This window comes from Mucilaginibacter sp. SG538B (assembly GCF_013376065.1).
Lineage (GTDB): Bacteria > Bacteroidota > Bacteroidia > Sphingobacteriales > Sphingobacteriaceae > Mucilaginibacter > Mucilaginibacter rubeus.
This window is the reverse complement of the sequence record NZ_JABMJI010000001.1, coordinates 1,491,057-1,509,796: the sequence shown is the minus strand read 5'-3', so window position 1 is coordinate 1,509,796 and position 18,740 is coordinate 1,491,057. Positions and strand designations below refer to the sequence as shown.

At 42.1% G+C, this 18,740-nt stretch carries 14 protein-coding genes; 4 read left to right on the top strand and 10 right to left on the bottom strand.

Annotation, left to right across the window (positions count from 1 at the left end; translation table 11 throughout):
• Positions 1 to 18: 18 nt before the first annotated feature.
• Both FHW88_RS06115 and FHW88_RS06110 read right to left on the bottom strand, forming a co-directional pair.
• On the bottom strand, positions 19 to 3,198 hold the full coding sequence (locus FHW88_RS06115) for a SusC/RagA family TonB-linked outer membrane protein (protein ID WP_176623907.1): 3,180 nt from the start codon (positions 3,196 to 3,198) through the stop codon (positions 19 to 21).
• 419 nt (positions 3,199 to 3,617) lie between these two features.
• On the bottom strand, positions 3,618 to 4,904 hold the full coding sequence (locus tag FHW88_RS06110) for an esterase-like activity of phytase family protein (protein ID WP_176623905.1): 1,287 nt from the start codon (positions 4,902 to 4,904) through the stop codon (positions 3,618 to 3,620).
• Between the two features lie 205 nt (positions 4,905 to 5,109).
• Here FHW88_RS06110 and FHW88_RS06105 point away from each other — a divergent pair, with 205 nt between their 5' ends.
• Both FHW88_RS06105 and FHW88_RS06100 read left to right on the top strand, forming a co-directional pair.
• Complete coding sequence (locus FHW88_RS06105) at positions 5,110 to 6,672, top strand: M20/M25/M40 family metallo-hydrolase (RefSeq protein WP_255485213.1); 1,563 nt, start codon at positions 5,110 to 5,112, stop codon at positions 6,670 to 6,672.
• A gap of 7 nt (positions 6,673 to 6,679) precedes the next feature.
• Positions 6,680 to 7,777 carry an alginate lyase family protein gene (locus FHW88_RS06100; RefSeq protein ID WP_176623903.1) on the top strand — a complete coding sequence of 366 codons (1,098 nt, stop codon included), beginning with the start codon at positions 6,680 to 6,682 and terminating at the stop codon, positions 7,775 to 7,777.
• A gap of 45 nt (positions 7,778 to 7,822) precedes the next feature.
• Here the strand turns inward: FHW88_RS06100 and FHW88_RS06095 are convergent, their stop codons facing one another.
• The 3 genes from FHW88_RS06095 to msrA all read right to left on the bottom strand — a co-directional run bounded on the left by FHW88_RS06095 (position 7,823) and on the right by msrA (position 10,228).
• Positions 7,823 to 8,854 (bottom strand): class I fructose-bisphosphate aldolase, encoded by a 1,032-nt coding sequence (locus FHW88_RS06095; RefSeq protein ID WP_176623901.1) that lies wholly within the window; start codon positions 8,852 to 8,854, stop codon positions 7,823 to 7,825.
• Between the two features lie 247 nt (positions 8,855 to 9,101).
• A complete protein-coding gene (msrB, locus tag FHW88_RS06090; protein ID WP_176623899.1) occupies positions 9,102 to 9,620 on the bottom strand; it encodes a peptide-methionine (R)-S-oxide reductase MsrB in 519 nt (172 codons plus the stop codon).
• Positions 9,620 to 10,228, bottom strand: coding sequence for a peptide-methionine (S)-S-oxide reductase MsrA (msrA, locus tag FHW88_RS06085; protein WP_176623896.1), 609 nt, complete (start codon positions 10,226 to 10,228; stop codon positions 9,620 to 9,622). The genes msrB and msrA overlap by 1 nt, the downstream gene beginning before the upstream one ends.
• 207 nt (positions 10,229 to 10,435) lie before the next feature.
• On the opposite strand from msrA, the gene FHW88_RS06080 reads away from it, so the two are divergent.
• Positions 10,436 to 10,942, top strand: coding sequence for a hypothetical protein (locus FHW88_RS06080; RefSeq protein WP_176623894.1), 507 nt, complete (start codon positions 10,436 to 10,438; stop codon positions 10,940 to 10,942).
• Between the two features lie 131 nt (positions 10,943 to 11,073).
• Here the strand turns inward: FHW88_RS06080 and ligD are convergent, their stop codons facing one another.
• From ligD to FHW88_RS06060, 4 genes are all read right to left on the bottom strand, one after another.
• The gene (ligD, locus tag FHW88_RS06075) at positions 11,074 to 13,800 is read right to left on the bottom strand and encodes a DNA ligase D (protein ID WP_176623892.1); all 2,727 of its coding nucleotides are present in this window, start codon (positions 13,798 to 13,800) and stop codon (positions 11,074 to 11,076) included.
• A gap of 7 nt (positions 13,801 to 13,807) precedes the next feature.
• Positions 13,808 to 13,984: a DUF3606 domain-containing protein gene (locus tag FHW88_RS06070; protein ID WP_175489907.1), complete on the bottom strand. Its 177-nt coding sequence runs from the start codon at positions 13,982 to 13,984 to the stop codon at positions 13,808 to 13,810.
• Positions 13,985 to 14,482: 498 nt separating this feature from the next.
• Entirely contained in the window at positions 14,483 to 15,778 is a 1,296-nt protein-coding gene (locus tag FHW88_RS06065) for a sugar MFS transporter (protein ID WP_176623890.1), read from the bottom strand.
• Positions 15,779 to 15,809: 31 nt separating this feature from the next.
• A complete protein-coding gene (locus FHW88_RS06060) occupies positions 15,810 to 16,454 on the bottom strand; it encodes a carbohydrate-binding family 9-like protein (RefSeq protein ID WP_176623888.1) in 645 nt (214 codons plus the stop codon).
• A 252-nt stretch (positions 16,455 to 16,706) separates the two neighbouring features.
• Between FHW88_RS06060 and FHW88_RS06055 the strand changes: the two genes are divergently transcribed.
• On the top strand, positions 16,707 to 18,050 hold the full coding sequence (locus FHW88_RS06055; protein WP_090524638.1) for an FAD-binding protein: 1,344 nt from the start codon (positions 16,707 to 16,709) through the stop codon (positions 18,048 to 18,050).
• Positions 18,051 to 18,138: 88 nt separating this feature from the next.
• On the opposite strand, the gene FHW88_RS06050 is transcribed toward FHW88_RS06055, so the two are convergent.
• On the bottom strand, positions 18,139 to 18,549 hold the full coding sequence (locus tag FHW88_RS06050) for an RNA recognition motif domain-containing protein (RefSeq protein WP_090524634.1): 411 nt from the start codon (positions 18,547 to 18,549) through the stop codon (positions 18,139 to 18,141).
• Positions 18,550 to 18,740 lie beyond the last annotated feature (191 nt).

Genomic DNA, 18,740 nt, shown 5'->3' with positions numbered 1-18,740 from the left:
GTTATGCTAAATGTTTATTTAGAAAGTTACATTTAAACCTAAGGTGTAAAATTTTGATGAAGGGTAAGTACCTAAATCGATACCTGAGCCTGTTGGATTTGTGATAGTAGCGCCTGTAATAGGATCGGTACCGGTAGCCTGTCCAATTTCAGGATCAAGCCCTGTGTATTTGGTAACAGTAAACAGGTTTTGAGCTGCTATATAAAACCTTATTTTAGTAACACTCATTTTTTTAGTAAGTGCAGCAGGTAGTGTATACCCCAACGTAACGTTTCTTAAACGCAGGTAGCTTCCATTTTCAACATAAACACTTGATGCAACATTATTTGCACTAACGTCATCATTGTAGGTAGCCCTTGCAAAACGATTTGACGGGTTGGTTGGTGTCCAGCGGTTTTCATAGTATTGCTGGCTTACGTTCTCAACGCCCACAAAGCCCGGTGCCTGGAAACTTTCGAGGTTACGCTCCTGGTAATTGAAGATCTTGTTACCATAGCTGCCATAAAAGAACGCATTAAAATCAAATGCTTTGTATGACAGGTCGATGTTTAAACCGCCGTAAAATTTCGGGATTGGGCTTCCCAAACTTGTGCGGTCATCGGCAGTGATCTGACCATCACCATTAATATCTTTAAACTTGCGATCGCCGGGTTGCGTAGTAGCTACCTGGTAATGCCCGGTAGGCGATTTGGCATTCAGTGCATCAATCTCTGCCTGGGTTTGAAATATCCCCAATGATTGATATCCATAAAATTCACCCACCGGCTGACCGATATTTGTTTCACTAAAGGTTGCCCAGCCATTTGCAGGAAGCGGCAGATTGACCAGGTTGGTAATAAATTTGGTGTTCTTATTTATACTTACCAGTTTATTGCTAACAGTAGTAATGTTTAATCCTACACCATAATTAAAGTCCCTGATCGAATGCCTGTAATTTAAAGCAAATTCAAAACCTTTATTGCTGATACTACCCGCATTTTGTGTTGCCGACGTAAAACCGGTTTGTGCCGGGGTTAGCAGATTTAACAAGAAATCTTTCGAATCTTTTTTATAATAGTCAACCGTTAACGTTAAACTATTGTTCAGGAATGCCACATCCATACCAATGTCGGTTTGTTTGGATGTTTCCCACTTTAAATTAACGTTATCCAGATTGGTAAGTGCCAAACCGCTCTGATAGATCTTTCCAAAAGGATATCCAACATTTGACCCCGAAGTAGCCGGGCCGCCAGAGGTATAACGCGCTAAATATTGGAAAAGACCAATACTTGACTGGTTACCCACTGTACCATAGCTACCACGGAATTTCAAATCGGAAAGCCAGTTAACATTCTTTAAAAATGATTCTTCTTTTGCTTTCCATGCAACCGAACCCGAAGGAAATGTACCGTATTTATGTCCCTGGTAAAATTTTGATGAACCATCGCGCCTTACTGTTGCAGTAACCAAATATTTATCGGCAAACTTATAATTTAACCTTGCAAACTGTGATGCAAGCGAATAGGTTTGTTGACCTCCGTAAGCAGTAAGGTTTTGCACCTGGCTTAAATCCCGGATAGCATTGCTTGGTAGATTGTTGCCGCTGCCGCCTATTTGCCTGCCTGTATTCTCCTGTTCTGATACACCACCTACAAAATCAATAGCATGCTGACCAAATGTTTTGCTGTATGATATGGTATTTTCCCATAGCCATTCAAATGTATTACTGGCATTTTGTGAGTAAACACTTAATTGGTTTGCGCCACCCAAATTATATTGCTCGCTTGATCTGTCATCTTCAGGCTGAAAATAATAACCGGAAAAATCACTGGTATTGATACCTAAATTACTCTTAATCTTCAGGCCATCAAATATGGTAGCTTCTAATGAGGTAGAACCTAAAAAGTAATTCTGCAGGTTCTTTATATCCTGAGTCTCGATTGAATAAACAGGGTTATTCCAGCTTTTAGTGTAGATATTTACCGGGTTAAAGAAACCATAATTACCTTTTGAATCTTTTATCTCATTAGTAAGCTTATTACCACCGTCAAGGGTCGGGATCAGTTCGCTCAATTGCGCTAACGACCCTGTTCCAAATGGATTTTTAGAGTTTTGTCTTGAGAATTTGGCACTGGTCGATGACTTTAACCATTTACTAATATTATAATCGATATTCATACCAAGGTTAATCCTTTTAAAAAACGAACCAAGTACAATACCCTTTTGATCATAATAGCCTGCAGAAAAGGCGGACTGAACTTTATCGTTCCCGCCGCGGATCGCCAGATTATAATCTTGCTTTAAGCCCTGGCGATAAACGGCATTTTGCCAGTCAACATTATGCAAAGATGATGGGTTGCTCCATTCAGGCAGTTCAGTAAAACCTTCGGCAGCGTGAACCTCATTTGCCAATGTTGCCCATTGCTGTACATTAAGCACCTTATATTTTTTGGGCTCCGACTGCAGCGAAGCATAAGCATCCAATGACACCTGCACACCGTCTTTTTTGCCTTTTTTGGTTGTAATGATGATAACACCATTTGATGCCCTTACACCATAAATAGCAGTAGCCGATGCATCCTTTAACACATCCATTGAAGCAATATCATTTGGGTTGATATTATTAAGCCCTCCGGTGATAGGATAGCCATCAACCACATATAACGGATCATTGTTGCCCAAACTGCCAATACCCCTAATCTGTACACTAACCCCACCGCCCGGTGCACCATCATTATTGGTAACCTGTACACCTGATGAACGGCCTTGCAAAGCCTGATCCAACGCTGTTACCGGCACTTTTGCAATCTGGTCTGCTGTAACAGAACTAACCGATCCCGTTAAATCTTTACGCTTAGTAGTACCATAACCCACAACAACTACCTCGGTCAGTGTTTTATTATCAGGCACTAATGATACGTTAATAACCGATCTGCCGTTTATGGCAACTTCCTGGTTTAAGAAGCCAACAAAGCTAAAAACGAGTGTTTCATTATTACCGGCGGTTATTGAGTAGGTACCATCGGCCTTTGAACCCGCAGCCTGCGTGCTCCCTTTTATCTTAACGGTAACACCCGGCAAAGGTAGTCCGTTGTCCGAACCGGTGATCTTACCGGTAATCAATTTACTTTGGGCTTGCCCCGACAGGCTTATCAACACAAATGATAAACTTGTACAGAATAAGGCCACAACTTTTTTGATACGTAGTTTTCCTCTCATACGTTTTACTTTAATTTGTTAAAATTGGTTTAAAGCACATGATCACTTCTTAACAGTTATCGCCAAAGAGAGATTATATGCTAAGTAAAAGTAGCCAGAGGTAACAATCGATTATAATACGATATGAGTGGTTTTTTGTATTATTTTAACATAACCTAAAAATATAAATTTAAAATTTCAAATAACTAATTATCAATTAGTTAAAACTTAAAAACAAAACCAAAAGTCAATATATTATCGCCATTGTGATAAAATAATACATATCAATGTTAAAATTAAATCACCGAATAAATGTTATTTTAACAATAAAATTAATTTTGATTGTAAAACATTACCCTAACGTTCTGCAGGTTGTATAAACAAAAATGCCCCCCGGTTAACACCGGAAGGCATTGATCATTTTTAACTTTTTAAATCCCCTATTTTAGCTTCACAAAATAGATCCTGTTCCTGTCAACCGAATTGGTAGCAGGCAGAATTTTAGCTGCAAAGCCATTTTTACCGTTATCAACAACACCAAAATCGTCGTCATTTGATATAGCGAGGATATTACCGGGCAATAAAGCCAAACCTTCGGCTTTATCATGAGGGTATACCTTTGGCAAGTCTTTAAGTAAATCGAGCACCAGTGTTTTGGTAACCGGGGTAATACCGGCTGCCTGTAAACCGGCTGCATCATTAAGCTCTTCAACAGTTTTGGTGTTATATAATTTGCCGTTAGCACCGTTCGCGGGGTCGGAGATATCGGTAGCATTGCTGATATCTATTTTAAATACTTTTTTAAACGTAGCTGGATCGGTAGGCGCACCTCCGAACTTACCATCACGTTCAATAGTTAAAAATGTAGTGGCATTAACAGCGGTTATGTCACTAACTCCCGTTAATGAAGTATTATCCATAAGGTAAGCATACTGTTTTGTATTGCCAGTTGCAATATCAAAAGTAAGGATACGCAATACAGTTGAATTAGCAACCTTTGCTTTAGATGGGTTATACATTGGCGATTGCATCATGCCAACTAATGTTTTGCCATCAGGTGTGATAGCCAACCCTTCCATACCGCGGTTAGCCCTGCGGGTAGCAAATACGGCCGGGATTTTACGGCCGCCGGTTCCTGATCCGTAAGGGTTAATGCGTTCGATGGTTTTGCCACTGGCATCAAAGTGAACAATATGCGGACCGTATTCATCGCTTACCCAAAAAGTACCGTCGGCTGCCAAAACCAAACCTTCCGAATCAATACCATCGGCACTTGGAGATAATTGATTTCCGCTCAGATCAAATGGAATTTCGCCCGAAGCTCCCACTCCGGCGGGGTTTGGTAAACCATTTAATTTCCCGCCGTTGGCATTTTTCAACTCTATGGTTTGTTCCAGTACCAGTTTATCATCCTTTAACCTGAACTTACCTATCTGCGGATCAAAGTCTGGTTTACCGATGATGATGGAATTGGCTGTCTGCCCGGCAACGTTTGAACCACGGTCGGTAAGCAGGTAAAACACATCTTTCTGGTTAGGATCTGCTGCCACTGCCGATCCAAAGCCGCCATTATAAACCTTTACACCGTCGGCAGTGGTGAAAAGGATAGCCGGATTTTGCGCCTCGGCCATATCAGGATAGCTGAATGGGTTTATCTTATTATCATCGTGGCAGGAAGAAAGGATCGCCGCGGATACCGCGATGACGCTAAGGAATTGTTTTTTCATTTGATAAGTGATCGATTAGTTTTACAAAGGAATCGGCCATATGTAAACCTACTGTTAACTCTATAACAATAATTTAACCTACAGGAACAAATTCTATTGAATCTTAACATATCAACAACTCAACATTTTGCAATAATTATGTTACTTACCAATATCATTGCCGATAAAACGTATTACCTCGTCCGCTTTTCATATTTTTAACCTTATGAAACATATTTACCATTATACCTGCAACAACCTTTGGAACAAGGCAAGGCCTTTTGTTTTGGGCATGCTGCTTTACAGCGGCATAGCTTCGGCACAATCAACTAACCCGGTTATCAACAGCATCATGACCGAAGAAACTACCAATTCGCAACTGGAAAAGCTGGCCCACGAATTGTTTGATGGCATTGGCCCCCGTTTGGTGGGTACGCCGCAAATGAAACAAGCCAACGATTGGGCAGTTGCTAAATACAAAAGCTGGGATATCCAGGCTAAAAACGAAAAATGGGGCGAATGGCGTGGCTGGGAACGAGGGATCTCGCATATTGATATGGTATCGCCAAGGGCAAAATCCTTAGAAGGCACCCAACTGGCCTGGAGCCCGGGCATGGGTAAAAAGACCACCACTGCCGAGGTAATTATTCTGCCGGACGTGGCTGACTCAGCAGCCTTTCAACAATGGCTCCCCAATGTAAAGGGTAAATTTGTAATGATCTCCATGCTGCAGCCAACCGGCAGGCCCGATTATAACTGGCAGGAGTTTGCCCTGAAGGAATCATTTGACAAAATGAAAGCCGAACGCACCGCCCAAACCGATGCCTGGAAAAAACGCATCAGCAAAACCGGGTTTACCAATAAAACTTTGCCTGTAGCATTGGAAAATGCGGGCGCAGCAGGTATCCTGACCAATAACTGGTCGGCCGGGTTTGGGGTTGATAAGATCTTTGCTGCTTATACCAAAATTGTGCCTACGGTTGATATTGCATTAGAAGATTATGGTATGCTTTACCGCCTGAGCGAATCAGGCAACAAGCCGGTGATCAGTATTCATTGCGAATCAAAAGAATTAGGCGTAGTGCCAACCTTTAATACCATTGCCGAAATCAAAGGAAGCGAAAAACCTAATGAGTATGTAATGCTGAGCGCGCACTTTGATTCGTGGGATGGCGGCACGGGTGCTACTGATAATGGTACAGGTACCTTGACCATGATGGAAGCCATGCGCCTGCTGAAAAAATTCTATCCACACCCAAAACGTACCATATTAGTAGGCCATTGGGGCAGCGAAGAGGAAGGCCTGAACGGCTCACGTGCCTTTGTTGAAGACCATCCAGAAATTGTTAGCAATCTGCAAGCCTTGTTTAACCAGGATAACGGCACCGGCCGCGTGGTAAACCTTACCGGCCAGGGCTTTGTTGAAGCTAAGGATTATTTAAGCAGATGGCTTGCCGCTGTACCGGATACTATCAAAAACCGGATCAAAACTGTATTTCCTGGTCAGCCCGGCGGTGGTGGGTCTGATTTTGCATCGTTTGTAGCTGTTGGTGCGCCTGGCTTTTCTTTGGGTTCACTTAACTGGTCGTACGGGTCATATACCTGGCATACTAACCGCGACACCTATGACAAAGTTGTTTTTGACGATCTGAAAAACAACGCCATTTTAGCTGCCATCATGGCTTACATGGCAAGTGAAGATCCACAAAAAACGGTTAATACCAAAACCGAAGGCATTAAATGGCCGGCACAGGTTAAGGCAACGCGCCGGGGCGGATTGGATAAGTAGACTGAGGATGAGATATAATAAAACGGCCTTATTTACATTCCTGTTGCTGCTCTTTAGCTTTAGTTTGCAGGCACAGGAAAACAATAAAACCAGATTTGTGCACCCTGGTATTTTAAATACCAGGGCCAGTTTGGACCTCATCAGCGCACAACTGAAAGCAGGTGACACCATGCGCACCGCAGCTTACCAAAAAGTGCTGGATTTTATTAAAGATCATGAATACCCGATTTCATTTCCATCAACCATAGTAGTGGGTTCAAATGGGGCTACTTCACCTTCAAAAACCCAGATCAGGAAGGATTGCGAACTGGTGTACGCCTTCGCGCTGGCCTGGGCTGCTACTGGTAACGCTGATTATGCAAAAAAAGCAATTGGTTTACTGAATGGCTGGGCTTATGCCTTTAAGGATTATGGCTTGCTGGAAGGAAAAACCAACCCCAACCAGCCCGATCTGGAAGCATCATGGACAACACCAAGCTTTGTTGCTGCCGCCGAGATCATCAGATATTATAAGGTGAAGGGTAAATCTGCCGGATGGGCTGCTGCTGATATTCAACAATTCAGTAAATATCTTATCAACGTAAAAGATGATTACATCAACAAGATCCCCGATTATAAAAACAACTGGGATGCCTCTGCAGGATATGCAAAAATGGCCATCGGTGTGTTTTTAGATCAGGATTCGGTTTATCGGGCTGGGTACGATTTGCTGGTAAAAGAATTGCCAAACATCATTCAACCGGATGGAACTTTGCCCGAGCTTTGCGTACGTAAAGACTGCGTGCATTACCAATATTCGTTAACAGCTTACGCATATGCTGCTGCTATTGCCCAAATACAGGGAGATAATAGTTTATGGAACCTCGGCGATAAAAACATCAGCCTTGGCTACGATTTTATGCGGAAAGCTTACGAACAAAAAACGGGCTGCGACTATTGTAATTTAAACAGCAGGATTTTCCCGGGCGTTGAGGTTGCCTATGGCCATTATAATACTGATAACCTAAAATATCTGAGGAGTTTGCAAGCACCGCTTGGCGTCCCTATAGACAATACCTTTTTAGGTTTTACCACCTATACCCATTATAAAGTTAAAGGGCTATAAAAACAACCCAACAAAAACGCCGTCCGAAAAGGCGGCGTTTTTGTTTTATGCTACCGGATGCTTCTCCAACTCCGGCGTATATTTGCCATCACGGGCAATGGTGTTGATATGCGCACGTTCATATAATAATCTCTGGGCCTCTTCAATATTTTCGTCCTTACCACCCCATTTTTCAAGGGCCGGTTGTTGCACAGCACGTGAATATGAGAATGTTAAAGCCCATGGCAATTTACCTTTAAAGCGCACATGCATAGCATTTAACCGTTCGGAAGCCAACTCGGGAGATTGCCCGCCAGAAAGAAAAGCGATACCGGGGACAGCCGCAGGCACACAGCGTAAAAAACAATTGATAGTAGCGTCGGCCACCACATCAGCGCTATCCTGCTGCGCAGCCTTAATTCCGGGAACTATCATATTAGGTTTTAATATCATACCTTCAAAATTTACCCTTTGCTGATACAGTTGGTTAAATACAGCGTGTAAAACCTCATTGGTTACATCGGCACAGGTTTGAAGCGAGTGATCGCCGTCCATTAAAACTTCGGGTTCCACAATGGGCGCAATGCCTGCCTCCTGGCAAATAATCGCATAGCGGGCCAACAGAAAAGCGTTGGCTTTGATGCTTCCACTTGTTGGAGTATTTTCACCTATGGTTATAACAGCACGCCATTTGGCAAAACGGGCTCCCATTTTATAATATTCGGCCAGGCGCTCCGGTAAACCATCCAATCCCTCAGTTATTTTTTCGCCAGGGAAACCATCCATGTCCCTTGCGCTTTCATCTACCTTAATACCGGGGATAATTCCTTTTTCCTTCAGGATCTCAACAAACAGCTTACCATCTGCAGTGCTTTGCCTTATAGTTTCATCAAACAAAATAGCTCCGCTAATGGCCTCCTCCAGCTTTGGCGTATTCACGATCAGGTCGCGGTATTTACGTCGATATTCTTCCGTTTGCGGGATATTCAACGCTTTAAAACGTTTGTTACAGGTTGCGGTACTTTCGTCCATTGCTAAAAGGCCCTTATTACCGGCCATCAGCTGTTTTGCGATATCTTTCAGGCTTTGCAGTTCCATAAGTAATTTGCTTGATTGTTGGTGGATAACACAAGTTAATTCATACTTGTTTTAAGCGGAGCATGGAATATTGCAGCTTTACTTGTGGATGACTTTAGGGGATAAATTGATGTGCGAAAAGCCGCGAATTCAAAGCAATGATTTTTTATATTGATCATTAAAAAAATTCATTGCCGTTGACTAAAGTGACTGTTGCACAACATTAAAGTCCACGGCAATGAAACAGAAAATTAATGTTTCAAACGATTTACAACCCAAACCCTTCAGGCACAAAATCAAGCGATACAGAGTTCATGCAAAACCGTTTATGCGTTGGCGGCGGACCGTCATCAAATATATGCCCCAAATGCGAATCGCAGCGGGCACAGATCACCTCGGTGCGTTGCATGCCATATGAGTTATCTTCCTTATAGATTACACTGTTTTTGCGTACAGGTTCATAAAAACTTGGCCAGCCACAATCGCTGGCAAACTTGGCATCCGAGCGAAAAAGTTTATTGCCGCATACCGCGCAGTAATAAGTGCCTTTAGTATCCTTGTTCCAGTATTTACCGGTAAATGCGCGTTCGGTTTCCTGTTCTCTTGCCGTGGCGTACAAAGCAGGCGGCAGGATCTTTTTCCACTCGGCATTTGATACATTCAAATGCTTTGTATCGGTATTGGAATAATAGGGGTTGTTTTCGTGCCCCTTTATTGTCTTTACTTGCTGCGCAAACACTCCCATTGTAAAAAACAACAGCGCTGCTATTATAAATACCGCTTTCATTATTGCTTCAGTTTATCTTTAAATACTTTTTTAAACTTTTCCAGTTCGGGTTGGATCACATATTTACAGTAAGGCTGACTGCCGTTCTGGTTAAAATAGTTTTGATGATAATCTTCGGCCTTGTAAAAAGCTTTGTATGGAACTACCTGCGTTACTATCGGATCTTTATAAGCTTTTTCGGCATTCAGCTTCGTAATGTAACATTGGGCCTTTTGCTTTTGCCGGGCATTATGATAAAATATAGCCGACCGGTATTGTGTGCCTACATCATTACCCTGCCTGTTTAATTGCGTTGGGTCATGCGCCACAAAAAATGCAGCCAGCAATTCGTCGTAGGTAATTTTTGCCGGGTCGTAGATAATATTGCAAGCTTCTGCATGACCGGTTGTACCGGTACAAACCAACTCGTAAGATGGGTTGGCCACATGCCCGCCGGAAAATCCGGAGATCACTTTTTCAACCCCTTTTAATTGCTGAAATTTAGCTTCGGTGCACCAGAAGCACCCTGTAGCAAAAGTGGCGGTATCTAACACTTTTTTAGGGGCAGATGCCGACACGGAGAAACAAGCCGTTAACAGTACAGCTATGAAACAAGTTATTTTTTTCATGTATAACATATGGGTTTTATACGATGCGTATCTATAGCAACTAACGTAAAAAACATGGGTAGCGTTGAGCAAAATTACCATATTAATGCTTTGTGATAGTTGTTTGACAAAACATGCTGTTTTACTTCGAAAGAATAATGGAAATTTAAAACATTTTGAGATTTTGCTAATTGTATCAATATCAATTAACCAATTAAAATTTCCGTCATGAAACATGCATTCATTTTTGGGACTACCATATTTTTGTGCGAGCAAAATACGCTTACTTATAGCGATGGGCTTAGTAATATTGAGTTTTTGAGGATCCTTTCATTTTATAATGAGCAAAAGGGCAAAGTGCTTACCATCGAGGCCAATATCAACGCTCCTAACGGCGAAACGATCAGGATAAGTGCTAATGCCAATGAAAACGGCGCTGATATACGCCTTGATGTAACTAAAGGCCGTATTAAGATATTTCAACCCGGACACGCGGAGCCTGTGCTGGACGTTTATCAGTTCGATCCGCATGAATACAGCGGTTTATCAAGCCATGTGCTGAATGAGATCCACGCGCAGCATCCTGACCATGTATTAACCATTAAAGGAAATTTCTTTGTTGGCGGAGCGCATTTCCTGATAGAAAACGAAAAGATGTTCATAGATAATAATGGCTATGCCAACGGTGTAGTGAATGCACATAATGGGATAATACTATCGGCTGCTGTGGCTTAGCAACTAAAATATATGAGGATAGGATAATATGATTACGATGAACGAAGCAACCCCCGATTTGCAAAGCCGTTCTGTATTGGGATTGCTTCGTTCTTTTCAATGATATTTTTTTTGCTATAGATTAACATAGCTTACTCAAACACACTCTTCGCCTTCTTAATAGTTTTTTCCAGGTCGATGCCTTTTGCCAGTACACCTTTAAAAAGGTCGCCGGTTTCTTTAAGGCGGTCGATGGAATTAAAAATGGTAAAATCTTTCATGGTGAGCCCGGGTTTCACTTCGTCCCAATGCAGGGGCATAGAAACAGTAGCACCAGGTTTAGGTCGCAAGGAATACGGCCCCGCTATGGTAGCTCCCGGACGGTTCTGCAAAAAATCAAGGTACATTTTACCATTTCGCTTGGCTACCATACGTTCCAAACTTGTATAATCGGGAATTTGCTTATGAACAATGCCCACCACGAGCCGCGCAAACATCTGTGACTGATCATAATCATACTTCGCGCCCAACGGGATATAAATATGCATCCCTGTTGATCCCGATGTTTTACAGTATGAAGGTACATCTATAGCGTCCAGCACTTTTTTTACCTCCAAAGCAGCCGCGATCACCTGGTCGAACGTGTTTTTATCCGGATCGAGGTCGATCACGCAGTAATCAGGATTGTCCGGCGATTGTACCCGGCTAAACCAGGGATTCATTTCAATACATCCCAGTGATGCCATCCATAGTAAATAAGATTCATCAGAACCTACTAAATATTCTTTATGTTCCCCTTCGCTGGTGGTGTACGGGAAAGTTTTAGTGATCCAATCGGGGGCTTTACCTTTCACATCCTTTTGGTAAAAACTTGGCCCATGAATGCCATTAGGAAACCTGTTGAGCGACATTGGCCTGTCTTTTAAATAAGGCAAGATATATTCAGCGACCTGGTAATAGTAATTGAACATATCCCGCTTGGTTACACCATCTTCGGGCCAGTAAACTTTGCTCAGGTGTGTAAATTTAAGCTCATGTCCGCAAATTTTGCGTACCTGGGTTTCATCTTTAGGATTAAGCAGAGTTTTCCGGTCAGTATTTTTCACGGGTTTAATGGCTTTAGCGTGTGTATCGTTATCAGCTCCTTCAGCTTCCTCAACCGTTTCGGCTGTATGTTTCGGAGTTTCCAGTACAACATCTTTTGTTTTTTTATCGCTACGCATCCCTTTAAAAGAGGCTTGCCTGAACACCCCATCGCCGGTTACCTCAGCAAATGCCACCTCGCAAACCAATTCTGGTTTAAGCCAGGTGGGCTTAGCCCCTAAGCGCTGCGGCCTAAACCTTGATGGCTTATCCACATCAGGCTCCACCTCAAACGGACTTTTATCGGTAATAAGCGGCTTAAACTGTTCCATCATTTCTTTCTGCAGTTTATCAGAAAAGCCTGTACCCACTTTACCGGCATACTGTAGTTTGCCCTTATCATCATATAAAGCAAGCACCAGCGCGCTGAACGATTTGGAAGTGCCCGCGTTTTTGGTAAAGCCGGCAATGATCACTTCCTGCCTGCGCTGCACTTTTATTTTGAGCCACTCTTTTGAGCGAAGATCGGAAGTATAAACACTGCTGGCCTTTTTGGCGATGATTCCCTCCAGGCCTATTCTTTCGGCGGCGTTAAAAAATTCAATCCCGCCTGTATCAAAAACTTTGCTTTGACGGATGCGGTCATCATTGGTGGGAAGAACCGCACTTAAGATAGCCTGGCGTTGTTTAAGGGGCAATCCCATCAGGTTTTTACCCTCATACCAAAGGATATCGAAAACATAATAAACCAAATTGCCATCGGCCTCGCTCCGCCAGTTTTGCAGCGCTCCAAAATCGGAAACACCTTTATCATTCAATACCAGGATCTCGCCATCAATTACTGCATTGATCTGCCAGTCTTTCAGCAATTTATTAATTGGATAATATTTATCAAAAGGAAGATTATTACGGGAAATCAGCTCCGCTCCTTTCTTGTCGACCATTGCAATGGCCCTGTAGCCGTCCCATTTAACCTCGTAAAGCCAATAGGGGTCATCAAAAGGCTCGTCTACAAGGGTGGCCTTCATTGGCTTTATGTTAGTTGGCGCTTTTGATTCAGGGGCTTTTTTCAGAAGTTGCGCAACATCAAAATCCTCTGTATCATTAGTGTCCACTTTCTTTTCCAGTTGTTCAACGGGTTCGCTTAGGACTTTTTTTTTACCTGTTTTTTCAGGCTTTTCTACATCCTCTTCATGCCCGTGCTGCCAAACCTTTTCGCTGGTTTTTTCCATACTTTCAATGGTTTTGCCAGAAAGAATAGATTTATCTTTTTTGGTAATATCTTTAACCGACGCAAATTGATCATTGTGCTTAATGAGCAGCCAGCCGTTTTCGCCCATACCATGGGTTTTAACAAGGGCATATTCACCCTCCAGCTTTTCGCCATGGAGCTTGATCTTTACCGAGCCGGCCTCAAGTTGTTTAAGCAGGTGTTTTTCCTGGGCTTTTTTACCTTTGATCTCTTCAATGGGCTCATAAGTACCCTCATCCCAAACTATAACGGTACCGCCGCCATATTCACCTTTGGGGATGAGGCCTTCAAAATTCCGATAGTCAAAAGGATGATCCTCAACCATCATAGCAAGGCGCTTAACTTTAGGATCGGTTGAGGGGCCTTTGGGTATAGCCCAGCTTTTCAGCACGCCGTCCATTTCAAGCCTGAAATCATAGTGTAAACGCGAAGCATCATGCTTTTGGATCACAAACATCAGGTGGTCTTTGTCTTTGCTCCTCCCCGCTTTAGGTTCATGGGTTTTGCTAAAATCGCGTTTTTCCGCATATTTTTCCAGGCTCATAGTGATACTATTTGTTGTTCAAAAATTTGGCTACCGCGGCGGCTGAATTTCCAACGGCACGTACCGCTGTTTTTAACCTTTCCGGGCGAACACCAAATTTGTTTGCCCAGTATTCAACCTCATAATTTTCGCTGGTATTGATGAGACTGTTGTCATGCAATCCCGCTTTGTTCCTGTTGTTCATGATTAGTTTTATGATTGATATATTAACAGATCGGCCAATTAAAGGTTTGATTATTAATTAATAAATTATTGTAATAAAATTTATTAATCAGCACATGCTTACTCCCACCCATCACTTTGTTCGGTGTAGTTTGGCATCATCATATAAACCAGTATGGCAAGGCAGGCAAGCAATACTAAGCGGGTTGCCCAGAATATAAATGGTTCCATAGTTATTTTTTAGATGTTTTAATTTTGTTTGTTGTAAAAAACTGATACATACCGCGTGCCATTTACTAACTATTTAAACATCAGTAAATTACACCGACACCGCTAATTAAAATTGACCATATTTCGAGTATCGACGATTGTTTAACGATTATTAGTGACAAAACAACCAACCCCTTTTATTGGCGCTATAAACAGTTTTTAAATCGCATTCAGGACAGTTTCAAACAACAAAGCCTGAGAAGTTTCGCTTCCCAGGCTTTTAGATAAAATGCTTAAAAGAATGTTACGGTCAGGCTTTTATGTTTTGCCTGCCAGCCTTATGTCCTATTGTGGAATAAAAAAGGATAAACAGATAAATAGGAATAAGTAAAATATAGGCAGACTGCGCCGAAAACTTTTCCGAAAAATAACCGTAGAGCGGGGGTAAAACAGCGCCGCCTGCAATACCCATAACCAATAATGAAGATGCTATTTTAGTAAAGCGGCCTAAACCCGCCAATGCCAGCGGCCAAATAGCAGGCCACATTAACGAATTGGCCAAACCAAGTAATGCAATACAAAATACCGATGCATAGCCATGGGTTAACAATGTTGCAATGGTTAAAATGATGCCCAAAATTGCCGACGCTACCAACGCTTTTTGTTGTGTGATCAGTTTTGGGATACAGAAAACACCAACCAGGTAACCAACGATCATGGAGATCAAAGTACATGATGTAAAAAATTTAGCTGTTGATAATGGGATATGTTGAGAAGTGCCGTAAAGTGAAATTGAATCGCCGGCAATAACTTCGGCACCTACATAAACAAACAGGGTTGCTACGCCAAGCATCAAATGCGGAAACTGTACAATACTTGTTTTATTGGTATTTGCGGCAGCTACGGTCTCGTCTTCATGCTCGGTGTTGATCTCGGGTAATGATGAAAAATAAATGAGGATGGCCAGCAAAATCAAAACTACAACCATAATGCTGTAAGGCATAATCACCCTTGATGCCAGCTCATTTAACTCCAGTGCTTTTTCTGTTGCACTTAAAGTTTTTAGCTTTTCGGTTATCGAATCAATATTGGCGAGTACTACAGTACCCAAAATAACAGGTGCTAAAGCGCCGGCGATCTTGTTACAAATCCCCATGATACTGATCCGCCGAGCAGCAGTTTCGACAGGCCCTAAAATAGTGATATAGGGGTTTGAAGCAGTTTGCAGCACAGTTAGCCCGGTGCCCTGAACAAACAAGCCTATTAAAAAAATCCCGTAAGTGCGGGTCATTGCGGCGGGAATAAATATCAATGCGCCTATGGCCATTACAAACAAGCCTACGGCCATCCCGTTTTTAAATCCAAACTTTTTGATGGTTTTTCCGGCGGGAATGCCCATAACAACGTAAGCAATATAAAAAGCCGTAGTTACAAAATATGCTTCCTTGGTACTCAGTTCGCACGCTATTTTTAAGTAAGGAATGAGTGTTCCGTTCATCCAGGTAACAAAACCAAAAATGAAAAATAAAGCGCCGATAATTACAATTGGGTTTATCGCTGATCTTTTTACCGGCGATTCGATTACTGAACTTGTTGCCTGGGCCATAGTATGTTATTTTATTTAGAGGTATTTTATTTTAAATGAATTTTACCGTACCAAAAAACTGCGACAAATGAAAATCAGGCACGGGGCTATCTATATTACTCCAGCTTATAAAATGCGGCTCGGGCAGGTCATCACCGCATTTAAAAAAGTTTGCCTTGCTTGTAGTTCCGTTCAATGTTTTAACATCGTGATAAACAAAAATGGAGAAAGGGACTAACAATGTTAACTCCCAAGTGTTAAAACCCGCTGGGTCGTTTGCCCACTTGATATTACTTAATGTTTTTATACCACTCACCTTATCATCAGGTACCGCTTCCCTACCGTTACGATCTTTACCAAAGCCAACCAACGCGGTCCCGAGGGCATTAAATTCCAGGTTGTAATAATTTTGGTCGTCAGCAAAACTTATAAAAAGTTCTACGCAGCTATCTTTATAAACCGGATCATTTACTGTTTTATAAGTTGCCTGTGTATACTGCTCTTCTACAAAATATTTTAGAGCGACACCGTTTTCGACATGAGCTATTGAAAAATTAACTGATGGAAAATATCCGGTATCGCTCCATAAAAGATTATCGATAGCGTACTTTTTTCCTTTTTCGAGCAAAACCGATAGCTCATCAAGGTTATTTTCATTGTAAGTACCCGGAATAAAGGGGGCGTAAACTTCCTTCACTGTTATTTTATAAAATGTTTAGTTTCAATTTACTAAAAGCGCATCCCAAATCAATGATTCATGCAGAATTAATACGCTAATGTTAATTTTTCTACCAAAATAAACAAAAAGTTTATAAATTATTTAATAATCTCTATTTACTTATTAAAAAAATATAAAAACTTTTCAATCCTTGTACTTACCGGAGAACCACCTGCAATTTCTCTTTCAGTTCTGCTTAATAATTAGCTACCTTGTATTAACCAATTTGTGATGAAAAGAAAAACTTTCATTCAATTAAGTACTACCTTGATGGCGTCTCCCTTATTATCATCATTCGAATCATTCGCGCAACAACCCCGCCTGCAAAACTGGTCGGGCAACTTAACTTACAGCACGGACAATGTATTTTATCCAAAATCGGTTGAAGAGGTACAGCAGCTCATTAATAAACACGATAAAATAAAAGCATTGGGCACAAGACATTGCTTTAATACCATTGCCGACAGTAAAGATAACCTGCTCTCTACACGCGACCTGAACAAGGTGGTATCACTTGACAGACAAAACCATACCGTTACAGTTGAAGGTGGTATAAAATACGGCGAACTTGCACCATACCTGCATAAAGAGGGCTTTGCCCTGCATAACCTCGCCTCTTTGCCTCACATTTCAGTAGCAGGATCAATTACAACGGCCACGCATGGCTCGGGCGTAAAAAATGGCAATCTTTCAAGCGCCGTGGTCGGCTTAGAGATTGTTAAGGCCGATAGTAGTATTATACATCTTTCAAAAACAAAAGATGCCGCCAAACTAAATGCAGTGGTAGTCGGGCTTGGAGCTTTGGGTGTAATTACTAAAGTTACGCTGCAAATACAGCCAACTTATATGATGAAGCAATATGTATTTACGGGCTTGCCTATGAGCGAGCTAAAGCAGCATTTTGAAAAAATTGTTTCGGCCGGGTATAGTGTTAGCCTGTTTACTGACTGGCAAAGTGACCATATTAACGAAGTTTGGATAAAAAGCCGGATGGGTACCGATAAAGACGAAAACCTGAAGGAATTTTACGGAGCAAAAGCAGCTACAAAAAACCTGCACCCAATTATAGGGCTCTCTGCCGAAAACTGCACCGAGCAAATGGGCGTTCCGGGGCCATGGTATGAGCGGTTGCCACATTTTAAAATGGGCTTTACGCCAAGCAGCGGAAAGGAACTGCAATCAGAGTTTTTTGTGCCTTTTGATCATGCCGTTGAAGCTATCGAAGCAGTGGCGCGATTAGGGAAGCAGATTGGCCCTCATCTTTTCATCACCGAGATCCGCACAATTGCCGCTGATGACCTGTGGATGAGCCCTGCCCATAATCAAAAATCGGTGGCTATCCATTTTACCTGGAAACAGGAAACAGAAGCTGTATTGAAATTGCTCCCTCAAATTGAACGTGAGCTTTCTCCGTTTAAAGCAAGACCACACTGGGGTAAGATCTTTACCATCCCTGCTAAAATATTAAGAGCACGTTACGAAAAGATGGATGCTTTTAAAGCCCTGGTAGCCGAATACGATCCGCATGGAAAATTCAGAAACCAATTTTTAGCAAACGAGCTTTATACTTCCTGAAATCAGTGGGCTAAGGCTGCTGCTAATTAAAAAATCAATTTATTAGCCTTTAGCCTCGAGCATTTTGCTTTAAGCTTTTCGAAAAAGCTTATGGCTGCTGCCTGCGCGGGCGTTTTGCTCTTACCGGAGCCGCAGCGTCCTGCTGCTCATAGCGGTTATTTTCGCGCGGAAAGCGGGGTTTGTTGTAACCTTGTGGCTTTACTTTGTTAAAACCCGGCTTAGGTTTTGAAAATTGCTGCTTTTGTTGCGGCTGGTGCTTTTGTTCTGCTATCCTCACGCTTATCTCACGCTCATCGATAGTAGCACCATTCATAGCGTCAATTGCACGTTGAGCGCCTGCCTCATCAGTCATTTCTAAAAAACCATAACCTTTACTAATGCCGCTGTCTTTATCGGTAATTATCCGCACGGTACTTACCGTGCCATAAGCACTGAACAGTTCAACAAGTTCAATTTCTTCCATGTCCCGCGGAAAACCCACGATAAAAAGCTTAATCATACTCTACCAAGTAATTGCAATAGGTAACCAGTCAGCAAATATAGTGCACAAAAATGGTTTAGCCTATTGCTTAACCATCTGTTAAAGGCTTATTTACAAAAAAAGCGTTCCGGATCTTATCCCGGAATGCTTTTTCACACTAATTGTGTAGCCAATTGTATTGGATTACTCCCATTCAAGCCTCTTTAGCG

Excerpts from the sequence above, each read along its gene's own strand:
- FHW88_RS06100 (WP_176623903.1), top strand. The coding sequence starts at position 6,680 with ATGAGATATAATAAAACGGCCTTATTTACATTCCTGTTGCTGCTCTTT.
- FHW88_RS06080 (WP_176623894.1), top strand. The coding sequence starts at position 10,436 with ATGAAACATGCATTCATTTTTGGGACTACCATATTTTTGTGCGAGCAA.
- FHW88_RS06105 (WP_255485213.1), top strand. The coding sequence starts at position 5,110 with ATGAAACATATTTACCATTATACCTGCAACAACCTTTGGAACAAGGCA.
- FHW88_RS06110 (WP_176623905.1), bottom strand. The coding sequence starts at position 4,904 with ATGAAAAAACAATTCCTTAGCGTCATCGCGGTATCCGCGGCGATCCTT.
- FHW88_RS06050 (WP_090524634.1), bottom strand. The coding sequence starts at position 18,549 with ATGATTAAGCTTTTTATCGTGGGTTTTCCGCGGGACATGGAAGAAATT.
- FHW88_RS06065 (WP_176623890.1), bottom strand. The coding sequence starts at position 15,778 with ATGGCCCAGGCAACAAGTTCAGTAATCGAATCGCCGGTAAAAAGATCA.
- ligD (WP_176623892.1), bottom strand. The coding sequence starts at position 13,800 with ATGAGCCTGGAAAAATATGCGGAAAAACGCGATTTTAGCAAAACCCAT.
- FHW88_RS06115 (WP_176623907.1), bottom strand. The coding sequence starts at position 3,198 with ATGAGAGGAAAACTACGTATCAAAAAAGTTGTGGCCTTATTCTGTACA.
- FHW88_RS06070 (WP_175489907.1), bottom strand. The coding sequence starts at position 13,984 with ATGAACAACAGGAACAAAGCGGGATTGCATGACAACAGTCTCATCAAT.
- FHW88_RS06095 (WP_176623901.1), bottom strand. The coding sequence starts at position 8,854 with ATGGAACTGCAAAGCCTGAAAGATATCGCAAAACAGCTGATGGCCGGT.
- msrB (WP_176623899.1), bottom strand. The coding sequence starts at position 9,620 with ATGAAAGCGGTATTTATAATAGCAGCGCTGTTGTTTTTTACAATGGGA.
- FHW88_RS06055 (WP_090524638.1), top strand. The coding sequence starts at position 16,707 with ATGAAAAGAAAAACTTTCATTCAATTAAGTACTACCTTGATGGCGTCT.
- msrA (WP_176623896.1), bottom strand. The coding sequence starts at position 10,228 with ATGAAAAAAATAACTTGTTTCATAGCTGTACTGTTAACGGCTTGTTTC.